We start from the raw sequence: 14,782 nt of genomic DNA, 5'->3' as shown, positions 1-14,782 counted from the left end.
CGCGTCAGGAGGAAGAAGAATCGCCGGAGCGCACGACGCTCATGGCCTGGGCCGGCGGGGCCGGGCGCGGCCGCAGCCGCGCGCCCTTGCGCCACAGGTGCAGCGCTTCCCAGTGGATGCCGACGATCACCTTGAGCGTCAGCAGCGGGTAGGCGAAGAAGGTCCGCCACAGCGCGCCATCGCTGAGCGGCCGGCGCTGGGCGTCCAGCCGCGCGTGCAGCACGGCGGCGCCGCCGTCGCGGCGGTGCACGCCGACGCCGATGGACAGGCGCTCGCCCGGCGGCTCGATGCGGAAGCGGTACGCCAGCTCCATGTCCAGGAACGGCGACACGAACAGGCGCTTGTCGCAGCCTTGCTCGATCAGGCGCGCACCGCGCTGCGCCTCGGGCACCTCGATCAGGTAGCTGTGGCGCTCGCCGAAGGTGTTGTTGACCTCATAGACGATGGCCTGCAAGCGCCCGTCCGGCGCGTCGCAGAACCACACGCTCAGGGGGTTGAAGGCATAGCCGAGCACGCGCGGCAGGGCCAGCAGGCGAATGGCGCCGCCCACCGGCAGGCCGGCCTCGCGCAGGCGCTCGTCCAGCTGGGCGCGCAGGCCCGCGGCGTCGTGGGCGCTGCCGTCGCCGTGGTCCGAGGGCCACAGGCTGAACAGGTTGAAGCGCCCGACGGAGAACCAGCGCAGGCGCGCGTGCAGCGACGCCAGCTCATCGATATCGAGCAGCAGCGAGAACATGCGGTACGCCAGGCGGTGCCGCACCGGGCCCGGCCGCTGGTGCACCACCCGCCCGTCGTACAGCGCCGAGCGCCACGCCAGGGCCGGCGCGGCGGCGGGGGGCGGTGGCGCCGGCCGAGGCGTCGTCACGCCAAGGCCCCGGGCAGGTGGATGCGCGCGGACTCGCCGTCCACGGTCCAGGGCCGGCGCACGCCGCCCAGCGCCTCGGCCACCGCGAGCCCGGCCTGCAGGCCATCTTCGTGAAAGCCCGAGCCGAAGTAGGCCCCACAGAACCAGGTGTTGCGCTCGCCCTGCAGCGACCAGAGCTCACGCTGCGCCGCGATGGCCGCGGCGTCGAAGCTCGGGTGCTCGTAGACCTCGGTGCGGATCAGGTGCTCGCGCCGCGGCGCGGCCGCCGGGTTGAGGGAGACGAACAGCGGCGGCGCTTCCCGCCCCTGGGGCAGGTGCGGCTGCAGCCGGTTCATCCAGTAGGTCACCGTCGGCGCGGCCTGGGCGCCGCGCTCGGCCAGGTAGTTCCAGCTCGACCAGACCGCGCGGCGGCGCGGCATCAGCGCGGGGTCGCTGTGCAGCACCGCGAGGTTGCGCGTGTAGCCGAAGGCGCCGAGCAGGCGGCGCTCGGCCTGCGTCGGCTCGGCCAGCAGGCGCAGCGACTGGTCCGCGTGGGTGGCCAGCACCACCTGATCGAAGGCCGGCGTCCAGCCGCCGTCGCGCAGGCGCAGCCGCACGCCCGCGGGCCCGCGCTCGACCGCGGTCACCGGCGCCTCGTGGTGGATGTGGCCGTCGAAGTCGCCCACCAGGCGGCGCACGTACTCGCGGCTGCCGCCGTCGACGGTGCGCCAGACCGGCCGGCCCGATACCTGGAGCAGGCCGTGGTTCTCGCAGAAGCGCACGAAGGCGGCCACCGGGTACTGGCCGATGCGCTCGGCCGAGCAAGACCAGATCGCCGCGCCCATGGGGTAGAGGTGGTCGTCGCGCAGGGCGCGGCCGTAGCCCCGGGCGTCCAGGTAGGCGTCCAGCGACAGCCCGCCGCAGGCCGCCGCGTCGCGCGGGGCCTCGCGGTAGAAGCGCCAGAGCTCGGCCAGCATGCGCCAGAAGCGTGGGCGCAGCAGGTTGGCGCGCTGCGCGAACAGGCCGCCGAGGTCGGTGCCGGCGTACTCCAGGCCGCCCCGGTCCAGGCTCACCGCGAACGACATGTCCGAGGCCCGGGTCGGCACCCGCAGGTGGCGAAAGAGCGCGGTGAGATTGGGGTAGGCGGGCTCGTTGTAGACGATGAAGCCGATGTCCACCGGCACCTGCCGCGCGCCGCAGGGCGCGTCCACCGTGTGGCTGTGGCCGCCGGTCCGCGCCTCGGCCTCGAACAGCTCGACGGCGTGGCGGCGCGACAGCAGCCAGGCGCAGGACAGGCCGGCGATGCCGCCGCCGACGACGGCGATGCGCAGGCGGTCGCCGCCGGTTCGGGCGCGCGGTGGCGTATCGAGGTCGGGGGAACGGCTCATGGGGGTGGCTTTCGGTCGGTGAGGCCCTGCTTGTACGCAGGCCAGGCGGTTTTGGATTCCCCGCCGCGCCATCCCGGACTGGGCGATGATCCAATCCCCCGCGCGCCGCGTAAAAGGGCCATGGGCCAAGCTCGACGCGACGAATCCTCCACCCCCTGGGTCACCCCCCCGGGCGGGACCCCGCCGAGCCCGCCCAGGACGCCGCACTTGACCATCGTTCCGCTCCACGCCGACCGCGCCGCGCCCGACCCGTCCGAGGACTGGCCGGCCCAGTTGCGCCGCATCGCCGAACACCGGGACCCGCAGGCCTTCGCCCGCCTGTTCCAGCACTTCGCCCCGCGCGTGAAAAGCTACCTGATGCGCACCGGCAGCAGCGACGAGGCCGCCGAGGACCTGGCCCAGGAGGCCCTGGCCATGGTCTGGCGCAAGGCCGCGCTGTTCGACCCGGCGCAGGCCGCGGTGTCGACCTGGGTGTTCACCATTGCGCGCCACCTGCGCGTGGACGCCTCGCGCCGGCAACGGCTGGACTTCGCGGGCGACGAATGCTTCGAGTTCGACCAGCTCCCGGCCGACGGCCCCGGGCTGGCCGAGCAGACCGATGCGCAGCGGCTGGCGCAGCGCGTGCGCGAGGCGCTGGAGCGGCTGCCCGCCGAGCAGGCGCAGGTGCTGCGCCTGTCCTATTACGAAGACGAGCCGCACGCGCGCATCGCGACCGAACTCGGCCTGCCGCTGGGCACGGTCAAGTCGCGCATCCGGCTGGCCGTGGCCCAGTTGCGCAAGTTGCTCGACACCTGAGGCCACCCAACGATCCCCTTGCCGAACCCGACCATGGACGCCCCCGAGATTCACCACCACCCCAGCGACGAACTGCTGCTGTCGCATGCCGCGGTCGGCCTGCCGATCGGGGCGCGGCTGGTGGTGGCCACCCACCTGGAACTCTGCGCCACCTGCCGCCAGCGCGTGGCGGCGCTGCGCGCCCTGGGCGGGGTGCTGCTGGACGAGCAGCCGCCCGCGCCGCTGCGGGAAGACGCGCTGGCGCGCGCCCTCGATCGGATCGCGCGCATCGAGCCACACCCGCCCGTCCCCACGCTGGGCGACCGGGCGCCGCGCCGGCCCAGCGCGCCGCCCCCGCTGCCCCTGGGCGCCGTGTGGCCACGCGCCCTGGCCGATTGCAGCGCCACCCGCTGGCGCTGGCTGGGGCCGGGCATGCGCTGGAGCCGCGTGAACGTGCCCGACGCGCCCGAGGCCAACGTCTTCCTGCTGCGCATCGGCGCCGGCAAGTACCTGCCCCGGCACACCCACCGCGGCACCGAGCTGACGCAGATCCTCTACGGCCACTTCCATGACGGGCGCGCCCTGTTCGGCCCGGGCGACTTCGACCTCGCCGATGCCGATGTCCACCACCAGCCGGTGGTGCAGGACGGCGGCGAGTGCATCTGCCTCGCCTCGGTCGACGGCCGGCTGGCCTTCGACGGGGTCATCGCCCGCTGGCTGGGCGGGCTCGTCGGCATGTAGCCAGGGTGAGCCGGGCCGCCAGGCCCGAGGCCGTGCCGCTGACGAAAGCGCCCCAGGCGAGGTCCGCCAGCGTCACGCGCCAGGGCCAGTCGCGCAGCGTGGCCTGATTCGTGAGGTCGTAGGTCGCGTAGGCCAGGAGCCCGAACAGCGCCCCGCGGCCGAGCGCGGTGCCCCAGCGGCCGGAGGACAGCGCGGGCGCCACGGCAAACACCAGCAGGCCGGTAATGTACAGGACATAAAACAGGCCGGCGGCCGTCCAGTCCACGGTGCCGGACAACAGATGGCCGATGGCGGGCTGGTACAGCGTGGTGTGCATGCTGCTCAGCCAGACCGCGTCCAGCGCCAGGAACACCAGCGCGGTGAGCGCATAGGCCAGCGGCCAGCGCCAGGCCGGCGCGGCAGCGGTCGAGGCCGTCGCGGCCGGGGCGTGGGAAGTCGCGTGTGGCATGGGGGTCTCCGCCAAAAAAAAGAAAAAAGACAGGCCTCAGGGCAACCGGTAGCTCAGCAGCCGATCGCCCCGGACCAGGGCGTCGAGGCCGATCCAGCGGCCACTGGCGCGCTCCAGCCACAGGGTCAGCGTCTGGCGGGTCGCGGCGGGCGTGGGCGCGGTGGCGACGAGCCGCCAGCGCGCGGCCGTCACCTCGCGCCCGTTCACCGCCAGCGGCGCATCGGCCAGGCGCTCGAAACGCACCGCGTCGAGCTGGCCGGTCTGCGGGTTGAGCAGCTGCGTCTGGCGCGTCAGCGCGGGGTTCCAGTAGGCGTAGCTCATGAGGCAGGCGGGCCGGACAGGCCCGCTGGCGCCGGCCGTGTCGTCGGGCCACTCGACCTGGCTGGTTTCGCCGCCGTCGTTGGTGCGCGCGCTGACCCCGTCCAGGCAATCGCCACGCCAGCGCTCGCGCGCCTCGTGGCGGTAGCGGTACAGCGGCACGCCCAGCAGGGTGACGTCCATGCGCGCCACGCTCTGCACCTCGCGCGCCTCGGGCGGGCCGCTCAGCTCGAAGCGGTGCGAGCCGATCGGCCGGCCGTCCAGCCGCACCTCGAAGGCCCAGACCTCGGCCCGCGCGGGCGCCGCCGCGGCCCCCGCCAGCAGCCAGGCCAGCGCCCACCCGCGCCAGGCCCTCACCGCGCGCCTCCGCGCCGGGGCGGCCAGGGGAAGAAGGCGCTGGTGCGCGCCACGTAGTCGCGGTAGGCGGGGCGGCGCTCGCCGATGTCTTTTTCCAGCAGGGTCACACCCGACACCCGCAGCAGCAGCACCGTCATCAGCAGCGGAGAGACCAGGCACCAGGCGCCGGCCGCGCCGCCCGCCCCCAGCGCCATCAGGCCCAGGCCCCACCACACGCAGGCCTCGCCGAAGTAGTTGGGGTGGCGCGAGCAACGCCACAGGCCCCGGTCCATCACCTGGCCGCGGTTCGCGGGGTCGCGGCGAAAGCGCGCCAGCTGGGCGTCGGCCACGGTTTCCATCAGCAGGCCGCCCAGGGCGAGCGCCGCGCCCGCCCAGTCCCACAGGCCCCAGGCCGCGCCAGCGCGCCCCATGGCCACCAGCAGGGGCCAGCCAACCACCCAGCCCAGCAGCGCCTGCAGCAGGAACACCAGGTACAGGCTCTTGAGCGCGAAGCCGGGCCCGTGGCGCTCGCGCATGTCGCGGTAGCGGCGGTCTTCGCCGTGGCCCCAGTTGCGCCAGGTGATGAACAGGCCCAGGCGCAAGGCCCAGGCGAGCGCGATGAGCAGCATGGCCAGGGCCCGCGCGTCGGCGCCAAGCCGCCAGGCATAGACCAGGGCGGGCGCCGCGACGAAGGCCGGCCAGACGCGGTCGGCGACGCTGGCGTCGCGCAGCGCCAGGCTGGCCAGCCAGGTGGGCAGCGCGATCGCGAAGGCTGTCAGCAGGCCCGCGGCCGCGGCGGCGAGCAGCGCGTGGTTGGCCTCCATGGGATCAGCGCCGCGGCGCGAACAGGTAGTGGCTCACCCACCACTGCTGCCCCTGGTCGTAGCCGAACAGCTCTTCCACCGACAGCAGGAACAGCCGCCAGCGCTGCCACCACATCGGCGCCTGGCGCGCGCCGTAGACCGACTCGAACACCGGCCGCAGGGCCTCCCGATGGGCGTCCAGCCGCTCCAGCCAGGCCGCCGCGGTGCGCGCGTAGTGGCGCCCGTCCCAGCGCCAGCGTTCCAGCAGGGCCAGGTCGTCCTGGCACAGCAGGGCGAGGTCGTCGCTGGGCATCATGCCGCCCGAGAAGAAGTGGCGGCTCATCCAGTCGCTGGCGTCGCGGGCCTCGAAGGCGTACGGCGCTTCGCGGTGGACGAAGACGTGCATGAAGAAGCGGCCGTCGTCGCGCAGCCAGCGCGCCACCTTGGCGAAGGCCTGGGGCCAGTTGCGCAGGTGCTCGAACATCTCGACCGACACCACGCGATCGAACTGGCCGTCGTGCGCGCCGTCCTCGCCGAAGGCGTTGAAGTCGCAGGTGAGCACGCGCAGGTTGCCCAGCCCGCGCGCGCGCGCCTGGGCCTCGATGAAGGCGCGCTGCGAGGCCGAGTTCGACACCGCCAGGATGCTGGCGTTCGGGTAGTGCGCCGCCATCCACAGGCTGAGCGAGCCCCAGCCACAGCCCAGCTCCAGGATGCGCTGGCCGTCGGCCAGGCCGGCGCGCGCGGCGGTCTCGGCCAGCGCCGCCTCCTCGGCGGCCTCCAGCGAGGACACGCCCTCGGGCCACCAGCAGCAGCTGTACTTGCGCTGCGGGCCCAGCATGGCCTCGAACAGGGCGGGCGGCAGCTCGTAGTGCTGCTCGTTCGCCTTGTCGGTGTGCAGCGCCAGGGGCGCGGCCCGCAGCGAGGCCAGGAAGGCCTGCGTCAGCGCGGCGGCGCCCTCGGGGTCCTGGTGGCGGGTCTCGTCCAGCCGCTCGCGCAGCAGGCGCCGGATGCCCAGGCGCAGAGCCGGCTCGGGCAGCCAGCCACGTTCGGCCCATTGCAGGGCCACGGAAGACAGATCGAGCGCCATGCGGGCCCCCATGAAGTGGCGAATGGTCCTTGTACGCGGGAGGGCGCGCCGTGGATCAGCCGGGGGAGCGCCGACGCGCCGCCTCAGTGGTCGTCGTCCGGGTTGTCGCGCGCCAGCGGCGCCTCGCCCGCCAGCATGCCGTCGGCCAGGGCCTGCACGTGCGCGACCATGGCGTCCAGCGCGCGCCGCTGCTCGGGCGTCAGGCCCTGCACCAGCGCGTGGTTGATGGCCGCGATGCGCGGGAAGATGTCGTCGTGCACCCGGCGCCCCGCCTCGCTCAGGAAGATCTGCACCTCACGCCGGTCGTGCGGCTTGGGCCGGCGCTCGATCAGCCCCTTGCCCGCCAACGAGGTCAGGGTGCGCGAGGTGCGCGCCCGGTCCAGCATGGCGCGCTCGGCCAGCGCCGATGACAGCACGCCCTCGTTCTCGGCCAGGAAGGACAGCACGCGCCACTCGCGCCGCGTCATGCCGTGCCGCTCCTCGCACATCCGCACCACCGTGCGCCCGGCCGTGATGTGGATGCGGTACAGGCGGTAGAGCAGGAAGTCGGCCTGGCGCTCGGGGTGCAGCAGCCGGTCGGTCCCGGCAGGGGGGGATGACATCAGGGTAAACCCGTAGAACGGTTGATTTCCGCAATCGATTGTGAATCCCTAGCATGGCCGGCTCCAAGCGGGACCACCCGCACCACGACAACCACACCCGGAGACACACCATGACCTTCAGCCGCCGCCTGATCCATGCCAGCCTGCTCGCCGCCCTCACCCTGGGCGGCGGTGCCTTCGCGCAGGACAAGACCCCGTTGAAGATCGTGGTGGGCTTTCCGCCCGGCGGCTCGGCCGACACCCTGGCCCGCCTGCTCGGCGAGCACCTGCGCGACCAGTACGCGCCCATCGTGGTGGAGAACAAGCCCGGCGCGGGCGGGCGCATCGCGCTCAACCTCGTCAAGCGCGCCGAGCCCGACGGCCACACCGTGATCGTGCTGCCCAGCGGCCCCATGGTGCTGTTCCCGCACGTCTACAAGAAGCTGGACTACGACGCGGTGAAGGACTTCAGCCCGGTCTCGCTGATCGCCAACTTCCAGTTCGGCGTGGTGGCCGGCCCCGCCAGCAAGGCCAAGACCGTGGGCGAGATGGTGCAGGCCGCCAAGGCGCAGCCGGGGGTGGCCTCCTACGGCACGCCGGGCCTGGGCACGCTGCCGCACTTCATGGGCGTGCTGTTCGAGCAGCAGGTGGGCGCCAAGCTCAACCACGTGCCCTTCCAGGGCGGCGGCCCGGCCAACACCGCGCTGCTGGGCGGCCACATCGACTACAAGTTCGACGTCGTCTCCGAAACCGCCGAGCTGCACCGCACGAACAAGGTGCGCATCCTGGCCGTGACCGGCGCGCAGCGCGACCCGCAGGTGCCCGAGGTGCCCACGCTCAAGGAAAGCGGCATCGACATGGTGGCCACCGCCTGGTTCGCCATGTACGGCCCCGCGAACATGAACCCCGCCGCGCGCGACCGCCTGTCCAAGGCCGTGGCCGCCGCGGTGAAGACGCCCGCCCTGCGCGAGCGCCTGCTCGGCCTGGGCTACGACGCCGTGGGCTCCACGCCCGCCGAACTGGCCGCCGCCCAGGCGGCCGACCTCAAGCGCTGGGAGGCCCCGATCAAGGCCACCGGCATCCAGCTCGACTGAGCACCCGCCTTGTCCGAAGGAGTTTTTTTCATGACCGCTCGCCGCCGCGCGCTGTTGGGCCTTGCCCTCGCCGCCGCCCTCGCCGCCCCCGCCCTGCACGCCCAGACGGCCTGGCCCGCGCAGACCGTGCGCTTCGTCACCAACTTCCCCGCGGGCGGCCCGGCGGACATCCTGGCGCGCTCGGTCTCCCAGGGGCTGCACGAGCGGTTCAAGCAGAACTTCGTGGTGGACAACAAGCCCGGCGCGGCAGGCAACATCGGCGCGGCCGACGCCGCCAAGGCCGCGCCCGACGGCAACACCCTGCTGTTCGGCATCGACACCACCTTCACCATCAACCCGCACCTCTACCCCAACCAGGGCTTCAAGGCCGCGGACCTCAAGCCCGTGATCATCATGGCCTCCTCGGGCCTGCTGATCGGCGTGCACCCCTCCACCGGCCTGAAGACCCTGCCCCAGCTGGTGGAGCAGAGCGGGGCGAAGAACGTCAACTTCAGTTCGGCCGGCAGCGGCAGCCCGGGCCACCTGGCGGTGGAGGTGTTCGCCGAAGCCACCCGGCACAAGCTCACCCACGTGCCCTACCGCGGCAACACACCGGCCGTTACCGCCGTGCTCGCGGGCGAGGTGGACGGCGGCGCGCTGGCCACGCCGGGCATGCTGCCGCACGTGAAGGCCGGCAAGATCACCGCCCTGGCCGTCACCAGCCGCCAGCGCTCGGCGCTCGCGCCCGAGATCCCCACCGTGGGCGAGCTCGGCTTCAAAGGCCTGGAGCAGGAGGTGCTCTACGTGGTGATGGCGCCCGCCGCCACGCCCGACGCCCTGGTGCAGCAGATCGGCAAGGCCATCGCCGAGACGCTGCGGCGCCCCGACGTCAAGGCCCGCATGAACGGCCTGGACCTGTTCTACGAAGGCCTCACCGGCGCCGCCGCCAGCCAGCGCCTGGCCGACCTGAACGCGCGCTACGGCGCGATCGTGAAGGCCACCGGCATGAAAGTGGAATGATCGCGACATGAACCGCCCCAACATCATCTACATCGTCTGCGACGACCTCGGCTACGCCGACCTGGGCTGCTACGGCGGCCGCGAAGCCGGCTTCGGCCGCGTCTCGCCGAACATCGACGCGCTGGCCGCCGGTGGCCTCAAGTTCACCGAGGGCTATTCCAACTCGCCGGTGTGCTCGCCCACGCGCTTCGCGCTGATGACCATGCGCTACCAGTACCGGCTGCGCGGCGCGGCCGAGGAGCCCATCAACAGCAAGGCGCGCAAGAGCCAGACCCTGGGCCTGCCGCCCGAGCACCCCACCCTGCCCTCGCTGCTGCGCGGCGCGGGCTACCGCACGGCGCTGATCGGCAAGTGGCACCTGGGCTACCCGCCGGCCTTCGGGCCGCTGCGCTCGGGCTACGAGGAGTTCTTCGGCCCCATGGCCGGCGGCGTGGACTACTTCACCCACTGCGCCAGCACCGGCGACCACGACCTGTGGTTCGGCGAGGAGGAAAAGGCCGAGGAGGGCTACCTCACCGACCTGCTGAGCCGGCGCGCCGTGGACTACGTCGACCGCATGGCCGCAGGCGCCCAGGGCGGCACGCCCTTCATGCTGAGCCTGCACTACACCGCGCCGCACTGGCCCTGGGAAACGCGCGACGACGCCCACGTCGCGCCCGAGCTGGCGAAGAACCTGTTCCACCTGCACGGCGGCAACGTGGAGAGCTACCGCCGCATGATCCACCACATGGACGAAGGCATCGGCTGGATCATGGACGCGCTCAAGCGGCACGGCCTGGCCGAGAACACCGTGGTCGTCTTCACCAGCGACAACGGCGGCGAGCGCTTCTCGGACAACTGGCCCCTGGTGGGCGGCAAGATGGACCTCACCGAGGGCGGCATCCGCGTGCCCTGGATCGTGCACTGGCCCGCGCAGGTGCCGGCCGGCGGCAGCACCGCGCAGCACGGCATGAGCATGGACTTCTCGCGCACCCTGCTGGACGCCGCCGGCGTGGCGCCCGACCCCGCCTGCGCGCCCGACGGCGTGTCGCTGCTGCCCGTGTGGCGCGACGCTGGCGCGCGCATCGAGCGCCCCATGCACTGGCGCATGAACCACCGCGGCCAGCGCGCGCTGCGCGAGGGCGACTGGAAGTACCTGCGCGTGGACGGCAACGACTACCTCTTCAACATCGCCAAGGACGCGCGCGAGCGCGCCAACCTGGCGCCGCGCGAACCCGAACGCCTGGCCGCCATGCGCGAGCGCTGGGAGGCCTGGAACGCCAGCATGCCGCCGATCCCCGAGGACGCGACGGTGAGCCTGGGCTACTCGTATAAGGACATGCCTCAGCGCTGATCGGCCAGCGCGCGCCGGCCGGCCAGCGCCACGTGCTGGATCCAGCCGATCAGCTCGCGCGCGGCCGGCGTCAGGGGCAGGTCGTGGCGGCGCAGCACGCAGATCGTCGGGCTGGGCATGGCGTCGCGCACCGGCACGATGCACAGCGACTCGCGAAAGGCGTTCATCTCGAACAGGGTGCGCGGCATGGTCGAGAGCATGCGCGAATGCGTCACCACGCCCGGCAGGGCGAGGAAGGATTCGCACACCATGCCCAGCCGCGGCTCGCCCAGGCCGGCGCGCGCGAACACCTCATCGATGACCGCCCCCGGCCCGCCCGGCGCGCTCGACAGCACCCACTGGCAGTCGCGCAGCTCGGCCACGCTAGTGGCCTGCGCGAGCGGGTGCTCGCGCTGCGCAACGATCACGATGTCGCTCTGGTAGAGCGGCTCGGCCACGATGTCGCTCTGCACCTCCTGCCGATGCGCGGGCGTGATCGCGAAGTCCAGCGTGCCCTCGCGCAGCGCGGGCGTGACGCCGGGGTACAGGCCGTCGCGCACCGACAGCACCACGCCGGGGTACTTGGCCGAGAAGCTGGTCAGGGCCTGGGGCAGCACCGCCAGCGCGATCGCTGGCGAGGTGGAGAAGCGCACCTGCCCCTCCCACAGGCCGCGCATCTGCGCGATCTCATCCTGCGCGTGCTGGCTCTCCGACACGATCAGGTGCGCGTGCCGCATGAAGGCCTGGCCGAAGCGCGTGAAGCTCACCCCCTGCTTGCTGCGCGCCAGCAAGGGCGCCTGCAGTTCCGCCTCGAGCTGCTGGATCGCCGCCGTGAGCGCGGGCTGCGACATGTGCATGCGCGTGGCGGCGGCGCGGATGCTGCCCAGCTCCTCGATGCCGATCAGCGCTTGCAGGGTCTGCAGTTTCATGAGGTCCAGGGTTTCTACGGAGATCGGGTTTGCGGATCATAGGTCGGCAAAAGCGATTTGGTGCCGATCACGAACCCTCCCTAGCATCGCTCCCACCCTCTCCCCACACAAACGACAGGAGACAACATGAGCTTCCTCCAGCGGCGCCGCTTCCTGCTGCGCACCACTCTCGCCGCGGCCACCGGCCTGCTCATCGCCGGCCTGGCGCACGCGCAGGCCAAGTACCCCAGCAAGCCCATCGAGGTGGTGGTGCCCTGGCCCGCCGGCACCTCGGCCGACGTCGGCATGCGCACCGTCTCGCAGGCGCTGAGCAAGCAGCTGCGCGTGCCGGTGCAGGTGATCAACAAGCCGGGCGGCCAGGCGGTCATCGGCACCGCCGAGTTCGTGAAGGCCGCGCCCGACGGCTACACCCTGGGCTCGATCAACATCGGCCCGGCGGTCTCGCAGGTGATCGCCGGCAATGCACCCTACGCCATGACCGACATGGCGCCCATCGGCATCTACAACGTGCTGCCCTTCGTGGTGGCCGCCAAGGCCGACGCGCCCTTCAAGACCATGAAGGAGCTGGCCGCGCACGCCAAGGGCAAGGAAGTGATCCTGGGCAACTTCGGTCCGGGTGCCGTGCCCACGCAAAGCGTGGTGCGCATGTCCGGCATCGACGGCTGGAAGCCCAAGCTGGTCTCCTACCCTTCGCCGGGCTACACCCAGCTCAACGCGGGCGACGCCGACGTGGTGACGGTCGAGTCGATCAACATCATGGGACAGGTCAAGGCCGGCAACGCGCGCGTGCTGGTGGCCATGACGCCCAAGCGCCTGCCCGCCTTCCCCGACGTGCCGACCGCCAAGGAGCTGGGCTACGGCTTCGACGTGTCGATCTGGACCGGCCTGTTTGCGCCCAAGGGCACGCCGCCCGAGATCATCCAGACGCTGGCCACGGCGCTCGACGCCGCGCTGCAGGACCCGCTGGTGAAGGCCTACGCCGACAGATCGGGCACGCTGTTCGAGCACCTCTCGCCCGAGCAGACCAGCGCGCTGATGCAGCAGGACGCGGCCTGGCTGCGCCCGGTCATGGAATCGCTGGGTCTGGTGAAGAAGTGAGCGCGCGATGAGTCTGCCGGGCGCCGTGGCGCGATCCCTTTCGGTGGTCCTAGGCCTCATGGCCGGGGCCATCGCCCTGAACCTGCCGGCGCTGGTGAATGGCACGGAGCTGGCCGCGCACTGGTACGAATCCGCCGGCGCCTTTCCGCTGCTGGCGGCCGGGCTGATCCTGCTGGGCGCGCTGGTCCACCTGCTGCGCCTGCACCAGCGCGGCGACGCGGCCCTGGGCGACGAGGAAGTGGAGACCGGTGAAGGCCGCCTCGGCGTGGCGCTGGCCGGGCTCGCGCTCTTCGTTCTGCTGGTGCCCGCTGTGCTGCTGCTGGGCTTCGCCCCGGGCGTGGCGCTGTTCCTGCTCGCCGCCTGCCGCGGCGCCGGCCTGCCCTGGCGCGCCTCGGCGCTGTTCGCCGTGATCGCGGCCACGGTGCTGCAGCTGGTCTTCGTCGAGCTGTTCCACGTGTGGTTCCCCGAGCCCTGGATCGAACCATGGATCAAAGGGTGGCTGGCATGAGCTGGATCGAACCCTTCATGGGCTTCGCGGGGCTGGCCCACCCGGCCGTGCTGCTGGCCGTGGCCGTGGGCGCCCTCACCGGCGTGGTGATCGGCGTGCTGCCCGGCATCGGCCCGGGCGTGGCCATCGCGGTGATGCTGCCGCTGACCTATGGCATGAACCCGCTGGCCGGCATCACGCTGTTGCTGGGCATCTACGTCGGCGCGTACTACGGCGGCGCGGTCACCTCCATCCTGATCCGCACGCCGGGCGAGGCCTCATCCATCATGACCATGTTCGACGGCGCGCCCATGGCCGAGCGCGGCGAGGCCGAGCGTGCGCTGTCGCTGGCCTTCGCCTCGGCCTTCGTCGGTGGCATCGTGAGCGCGCTGGTGCTGGCCTTCGTCGCCGCGCCGGTCTCGCAGTTCACCAGCCGCTTCGGCGCGGCCGAGAACTTCATGGCCGCGCTGCTGGCCATGATCTTCATCGCCCGCGCCTATGAGCGCCAGATCGCCGGCGCGGTGATGATGATCGGCCTGGGCCTGCTGATCGGCACGGTCGGCATCGACCCCACCTCCAACGAGCAGCGCTTCACCTTCGGCCTCACCGCGCTGCAAACCGGCCTGCCCCTGGTGCCGGTGGTGATCGGCCTGTTCGGCGTGGCGCAGGCCCTGGTGCTGCTGTCCAGCCCGCCCGGCGAGCGCACGGCGGAGCCCATGGCCGCCTTCGGCAAGCCGCGGCTGGAGCATTTCCTGGAGCCGCTGCGCTACCCGCGAACCCTGCTGCGCTCGCTGGGCATCGGCACGGCCATCGGCATCCTGCCCGGCGTGGGCTCGGCGCTGTCGACCACCATGTCGTACTTCGCCGCGCGCCGCGCCGCGAAACAGCCCGAGAGCTTCGGCCAGGGCAACCCCGAGGGCATCGTCGCCGCCGAGACCGCCAACAACGCCAACAGCGGCGGCGCCATGCTGACCGTGCTCACCCTGGGCATCCCCGGCGACGCCATCACCGCCATCATCATGGGCGTGTTCATCGTGCACGGCATCGTTCCGGGCCCCACGCTGTTCACCGACCAGCCCGACCTGGTCTATGGCATCTTCGCTGCGCTGGTGTCGATCAACATCGCCACCATGCTCCTGCTGCTGGTGCTGGCGCGGCCTTTCGCGCGGCTCAGCCGGCTCGACCCGCGCTGGCTGGGCGCGGCGATCCTGGCCCTGTGCTTCACCGGCGCCTACTCCACCAGCAGCTCCATGTACGGCGTGTGGGTCGCGCTCGGTGCAGGCGTACTCGGCTGGGCCTGCGCCCTGGGCCGCCTGCCGGTGATCCCGCTGGTGCTGGGCCTGGTGCTGGGCGACATCCTGGAGTCGACGCTGCGCCAGTCGCTCAGCGTCTCCTCCGGGTCCTGGTCCATCTTCTTCATGCGCCCGATCGCCGCCGCGCTGCTGGCCGCCTGCGCGCTGGCCGTGCTGCAGCCCCTGGTGCGCGGCCTGCGGCTGCACTGGCGGGCGCGCGAGGCGCGCCAGCAAGCCTCTTCGTAAAACGTTTT

At 72.4% G+C, this 14,782-nt stretch carries 16 protein-coding genes; 8 read left to right on the top strand and 8 right to left on the bottom strand.

Annotated features, from left to right (window positions below; all coding sequences use genetic code 11):
* Positions 1-4: 4 nt before the first annotated feature.
* The gene (locus tag BHU06_RS11840) at positions 5-862 is read right to left on the bottom strand and encodes a DUF1365 domain-containing protein (RefSeq protein WP_254668158.1); all 858 of its coding nucleotides are present in this window, start codon (positions 860-862) and stop codon (positions 5-7) included.
* Entirely contained in the window at positions 859-2,229 is a 1,371-nt protein-coding gene (locus tag BHU06_RS11835) for an NAD(P)/FAD-dependent oxidoreductase (RefSeq protein ID WP_070399390.1), read from the bottom strand. The genes BHU06_RS11840 and BHU06_RS11835 overlap by 4 nt, the downstream gene beginning before the upstream one ends.
* Before the next feature lie 207 nt (positions 2,230-2,436).
* Here BHU06_RS11835 and BHU06_RS11830 point away from each other — a divergent pair, with 207 nt between their 5' ends.
* Both BHU06_RS11830 and BHU06_RS11825 read left to right on the top strand, forming a co-directional pair.
* A complete protein-coding gene (locus BHU06_RS11830) occupies positions 2,437-3,024 on the top strand; it encodes a sigma-70 family RNA polymerase sigma factor (protein WP_070399389.1) in 588 nt (195 codons plus the stop codon).
* 33 nt (positions 3,025-3,057) lie between these two features.
* Entirely contained in the window at positions 3,058-3,744 is a 687-nt protein-coding gene (locus tag BHU06_RS11825; protein ID WP_070399388.1) for a ChrR family anti-sigma-E factor, read from the top strand.
* Here the strand turns inward: BHU06_RS11825 and BHU06_RS11820 are convergent.
* From BHU06_RS11820 to BHU06_RS11800, 5 genes are all read right to left on the bottom strand, one after another.
* Entirely contained in the window at positions 3,707-4,192 is a 486-nt protein-coding gene (locus BHU06_RS11820; protein ID WP_083293181.1) for a DUF2177 family protein, read from the bottom strand. The two genes, BHU06_RS11825 and BHU06_RS11820, sit on opposite strands and share 38 nt — an antisense overlap.
* A gap of 36 nt (positions 4,193-4,228) precedes the next feature.
* Positions 4,229-4,867 (bottom strand): DUF6134 family protein, encoded by a 639-nt coding sequence (locus BHU06_RS11815; RefSeq protein WP_139147053.1) that lies wholly within the window; start codon positions 4,865-4,867, stop codon positions 4,229-4,231.
* On the bottom strand, positions 4,864-5,670 hold the full coding sequence (locus BHU06_RS11810; RefSeq protein WP_070399387.1) for a DUF1295 domain-containing protein: 807 nt from the start codon (positions 5,668-5,670) through the stop codon (positions 4,864-4,866). Before BHU06_RS11810 ends, BHU06_RS11815 begins: the two co-directional genes overlap by 4 nt.
* A 4-nt stretch (positions 5,671-5,674) precedes the next feature.
* On the bottom strand, positions 5,675-6,748 hold the full coding sequence (locus BHU06_RS11805; protein ID WP_254668157.1) for a cyclopropane-fatty-acyl-phospholipid synthase family protein: 1,074 nt from the start codon (positions 6,746-6,748) through the stop codon (positions 5,675-5,677).
* A gap of 71 nt (positions 6,749-6,819) precedes the next feature.
* Positions 6,820-7,338 carry a MarR family winged helix-turn-helix transcriptional regulator gene (locus BHU06_RS11800; protein ID WP_070399385.1) on the bottom strand — a complete coding sequence of 173 codons (519 nt, stop codon included), beginning with the start codon at positions 7,336-7,338 and terminating at the stop codon, positions 6,820-6,822.
* 110 nt (positions 7,339-7,448) lie between these two features.
* Here BHU06_RS11800 and BHU06_RS11795 point away from each other — a divergent pair, with 110 nt between their 5' ends.
* The 3 genes from BHU06_RS11795 to BHU06_RS11785 are packed head-to-tail and all read left to right on the top strand — an operon-like array spanning position 7,449 to position 10,743.
* Positions 7,449-8,411 (top strand): tripartite tricarboxylate transporter substrate binding protein, encoded by a 963-nt coding sequence (locus BHU06_RS11795; protein WP_070399384.1) that lies wholly within the window; start codon positions 7,449-7,451, stop codon positions 8,409-8,411.
* A gap of 30 nt (positions 8,412-8,441) precedes the next feature.
* Positions 8,442-9,410, top strand: coding sequence for a tripartite tricarboxylate transporter substrate binding protein (locus BHU06_RS11790; protein ID WP_070399383.1), 969 nt, complete (start codon positions 8,442-8,444; stop codon positions 9,408-9,410).
* A 7-nt stretch (positions 9,411-9,417) separates the two neighbouring features.
* A complete protein-coding gene (locus BHU06_RS11785) occupies positions 9,418-10,743 on the top strand; it encodes a sulfatase (RefSeq protein WP_070399382.1) in 1,326 nt (441 codons plus the stop codon).
* Here the strand turns inward: BHU06_RS11785 and BHU06_RS11780 are convergent.
* A complete protein-coding gene (locus BHU06_RS11780; protein ID WP_070399381.1) occupies positions 10,734-11,651 on the bottom strand; it encodes a LysR substrate-binding domain-containing protein in 918 nt (305 codons plus the stop codon). The two genes, BHU06_RS11785 and BHU06_RS11780, sit on opposite strands and share 10 nt — an antisense overlap.
* Before the next feature lie 126 nt (positions 11,652-11,777).
* On the opposite strand from BHU06_RS11780, the gene BHU06_RS11775 reads away from it, so the two are divergent.
* From BHU06_RS11775 to BHU06_RS11765, 3 genes are read left to right on the top strand one after another with little or no spacing between them, the layout of a single operon-like run.
* Positions 11,778-12,749, top strand: a complete 972-nt coding sequence (locus BHU06_RS11775; RefSeq protein WP_070399380.1) for a tripartite tricarboxylate transporter substrate binding protein — start codon at positions 11,778-11,780, stop codon at positions 12,747-12,749.
* 7 nt (positions 12,750-12,756) lie between these two features.
* Complete coding sequence (locus tag BHU06_RS11770; RefSeq protein WP_083293180.1) at positions 12,757-13,257, top strand: tripartite tricarboxylate transporter TctB family protein; 501 nt, start codon at positions 12,757-12,759, stop codon at positions 13,255-13,257.
* Complete coding sequence (locus BHU06_RS11765; RefSeq protein WP_070399378.1) at positions 13,254-14,774, top strand: tripartite tricarboxylate transporter permease; 1,521 nt, start codon at positions 13,254-13,256, stop codon at positions 14,772-14,774. Before BHU06_RS11770 ends, BHU06_RS11765 begins: the two co-directional genes overlap by 4 nt.
* The last annotated feature ends 8 nt before the right edge of the window (positions 14,775-14,782 follow it).

The sequence above is a fragment of the Hydrogenophaga sp. PML113 genome, from assembly GCF_001777155.1.
Classification (GTDB): Bacteria; Pseudomonadota; Gammaproteobacteria; order Burkholderiales; family Burkholderiaceae_C; genus Hydrogenophaga; species Hydrogenophaga borbori.
This window is presented reverse-complemented; position numbering and strand designations above follow the sequence as displayed.

Excerpts from the sequence above, each read along its gene's own strand:
- BHU06_RS11805 (WP_254668157.1), bottom strand. The coding sequence starts at position 6,748 with ATGGGGGCCCGCATGGCGCTCGATCTGTCTTCCGTGGCCCTGCAATGG.
- BHU06_RS11770 (WP_083293180.1), top strand. The coding sequence starts at position 12,757 with ATGAGTCTGCCGGGCGCCGTGGCGCGATCCCTTTCGGTGGTCCTAGGC.
- BHU06_RS11800 (WP_070399385.1), bottom strand. The coding sequence starts at position 7,338 with ATGTCATCCCCCCCTGCCGGGACCGACCGGCTGCTGCACCCCGAGCGC.
- BHU06_RS11780 (WP_070399381.1), bottom strand. The coding sequence starts at position 11,651 with ATGAAACTGCAGACCCTGCAAGCGCTGATCGGCATCGAGGAGCTGGGC.
- BHU06_RS11795 (WP_070399384.1), top strand. The coding sequence starts at position 7,449 with ATGACCTTCAGCCGCCGCCTGATCCATGCCAGCCTGCTCGCCGCCCTC.
- BHU06_RS11810 (WP_070399387.1), bottom strand. The coding sequence starts at position 5,670 with ATGGAGGCCAACCACGCGCTGCTCGCCGCCGCGGCCGCGGGCCTGCTG.
- BHU06_RS11790 (WP_070399383.1), top strand. The coding sequence starts at position 8,442 with ATGACCGCTCGCCGCCGCGCGCTGTTGGGCCTTGCCCTCGCCGCCGCC.
- BHU06_RS11820 (WP_083293181.1), bottom strand. The coding sequence starts at position 4,192 with ATGCCACACGCGACTTCCCACGCCCCGGCCGCGACGGCCTCGACCGCT.
- BHU06_RS11825 (WP_070399388.1), top strand. The coding sequence starts at position 3,058 with ATGGACGCCCCCGAGATTCACCACCACCCCAGCGACGAACTGCTGCTG.
- BHU06_RS11765 (WP_070399378.1), top strand. The coding sequence starts at position 13,254 with ATGAGCTGGATCGAACCCTTCATGGGCTTCGCGGGGCTGGCCCACCCG.
- BHU06_RS11775 (WP_070399380.1), top strand. The coding sequence starts at position 11,778 with ATGAGCTTCCTCCAGCGGCGCCGCTTCCTGCTGCGCACCACTCTCGCC.
- BHU06_RS11835 (WP_070399390.1), bottom strand. The coding sequence starts at position 2,229 with ATGAGCCGTTCCCCCGACCTCGATACGCCACCGCGCGCCCGAACCGGC.
- BHU06_RS11785 (WP_070399382.1), top strand. The coding sequence starts at position 9,418 with ATGAACCGCCCCAACATCATCTACATCGTCTGCGACGACCTCGGCTAC.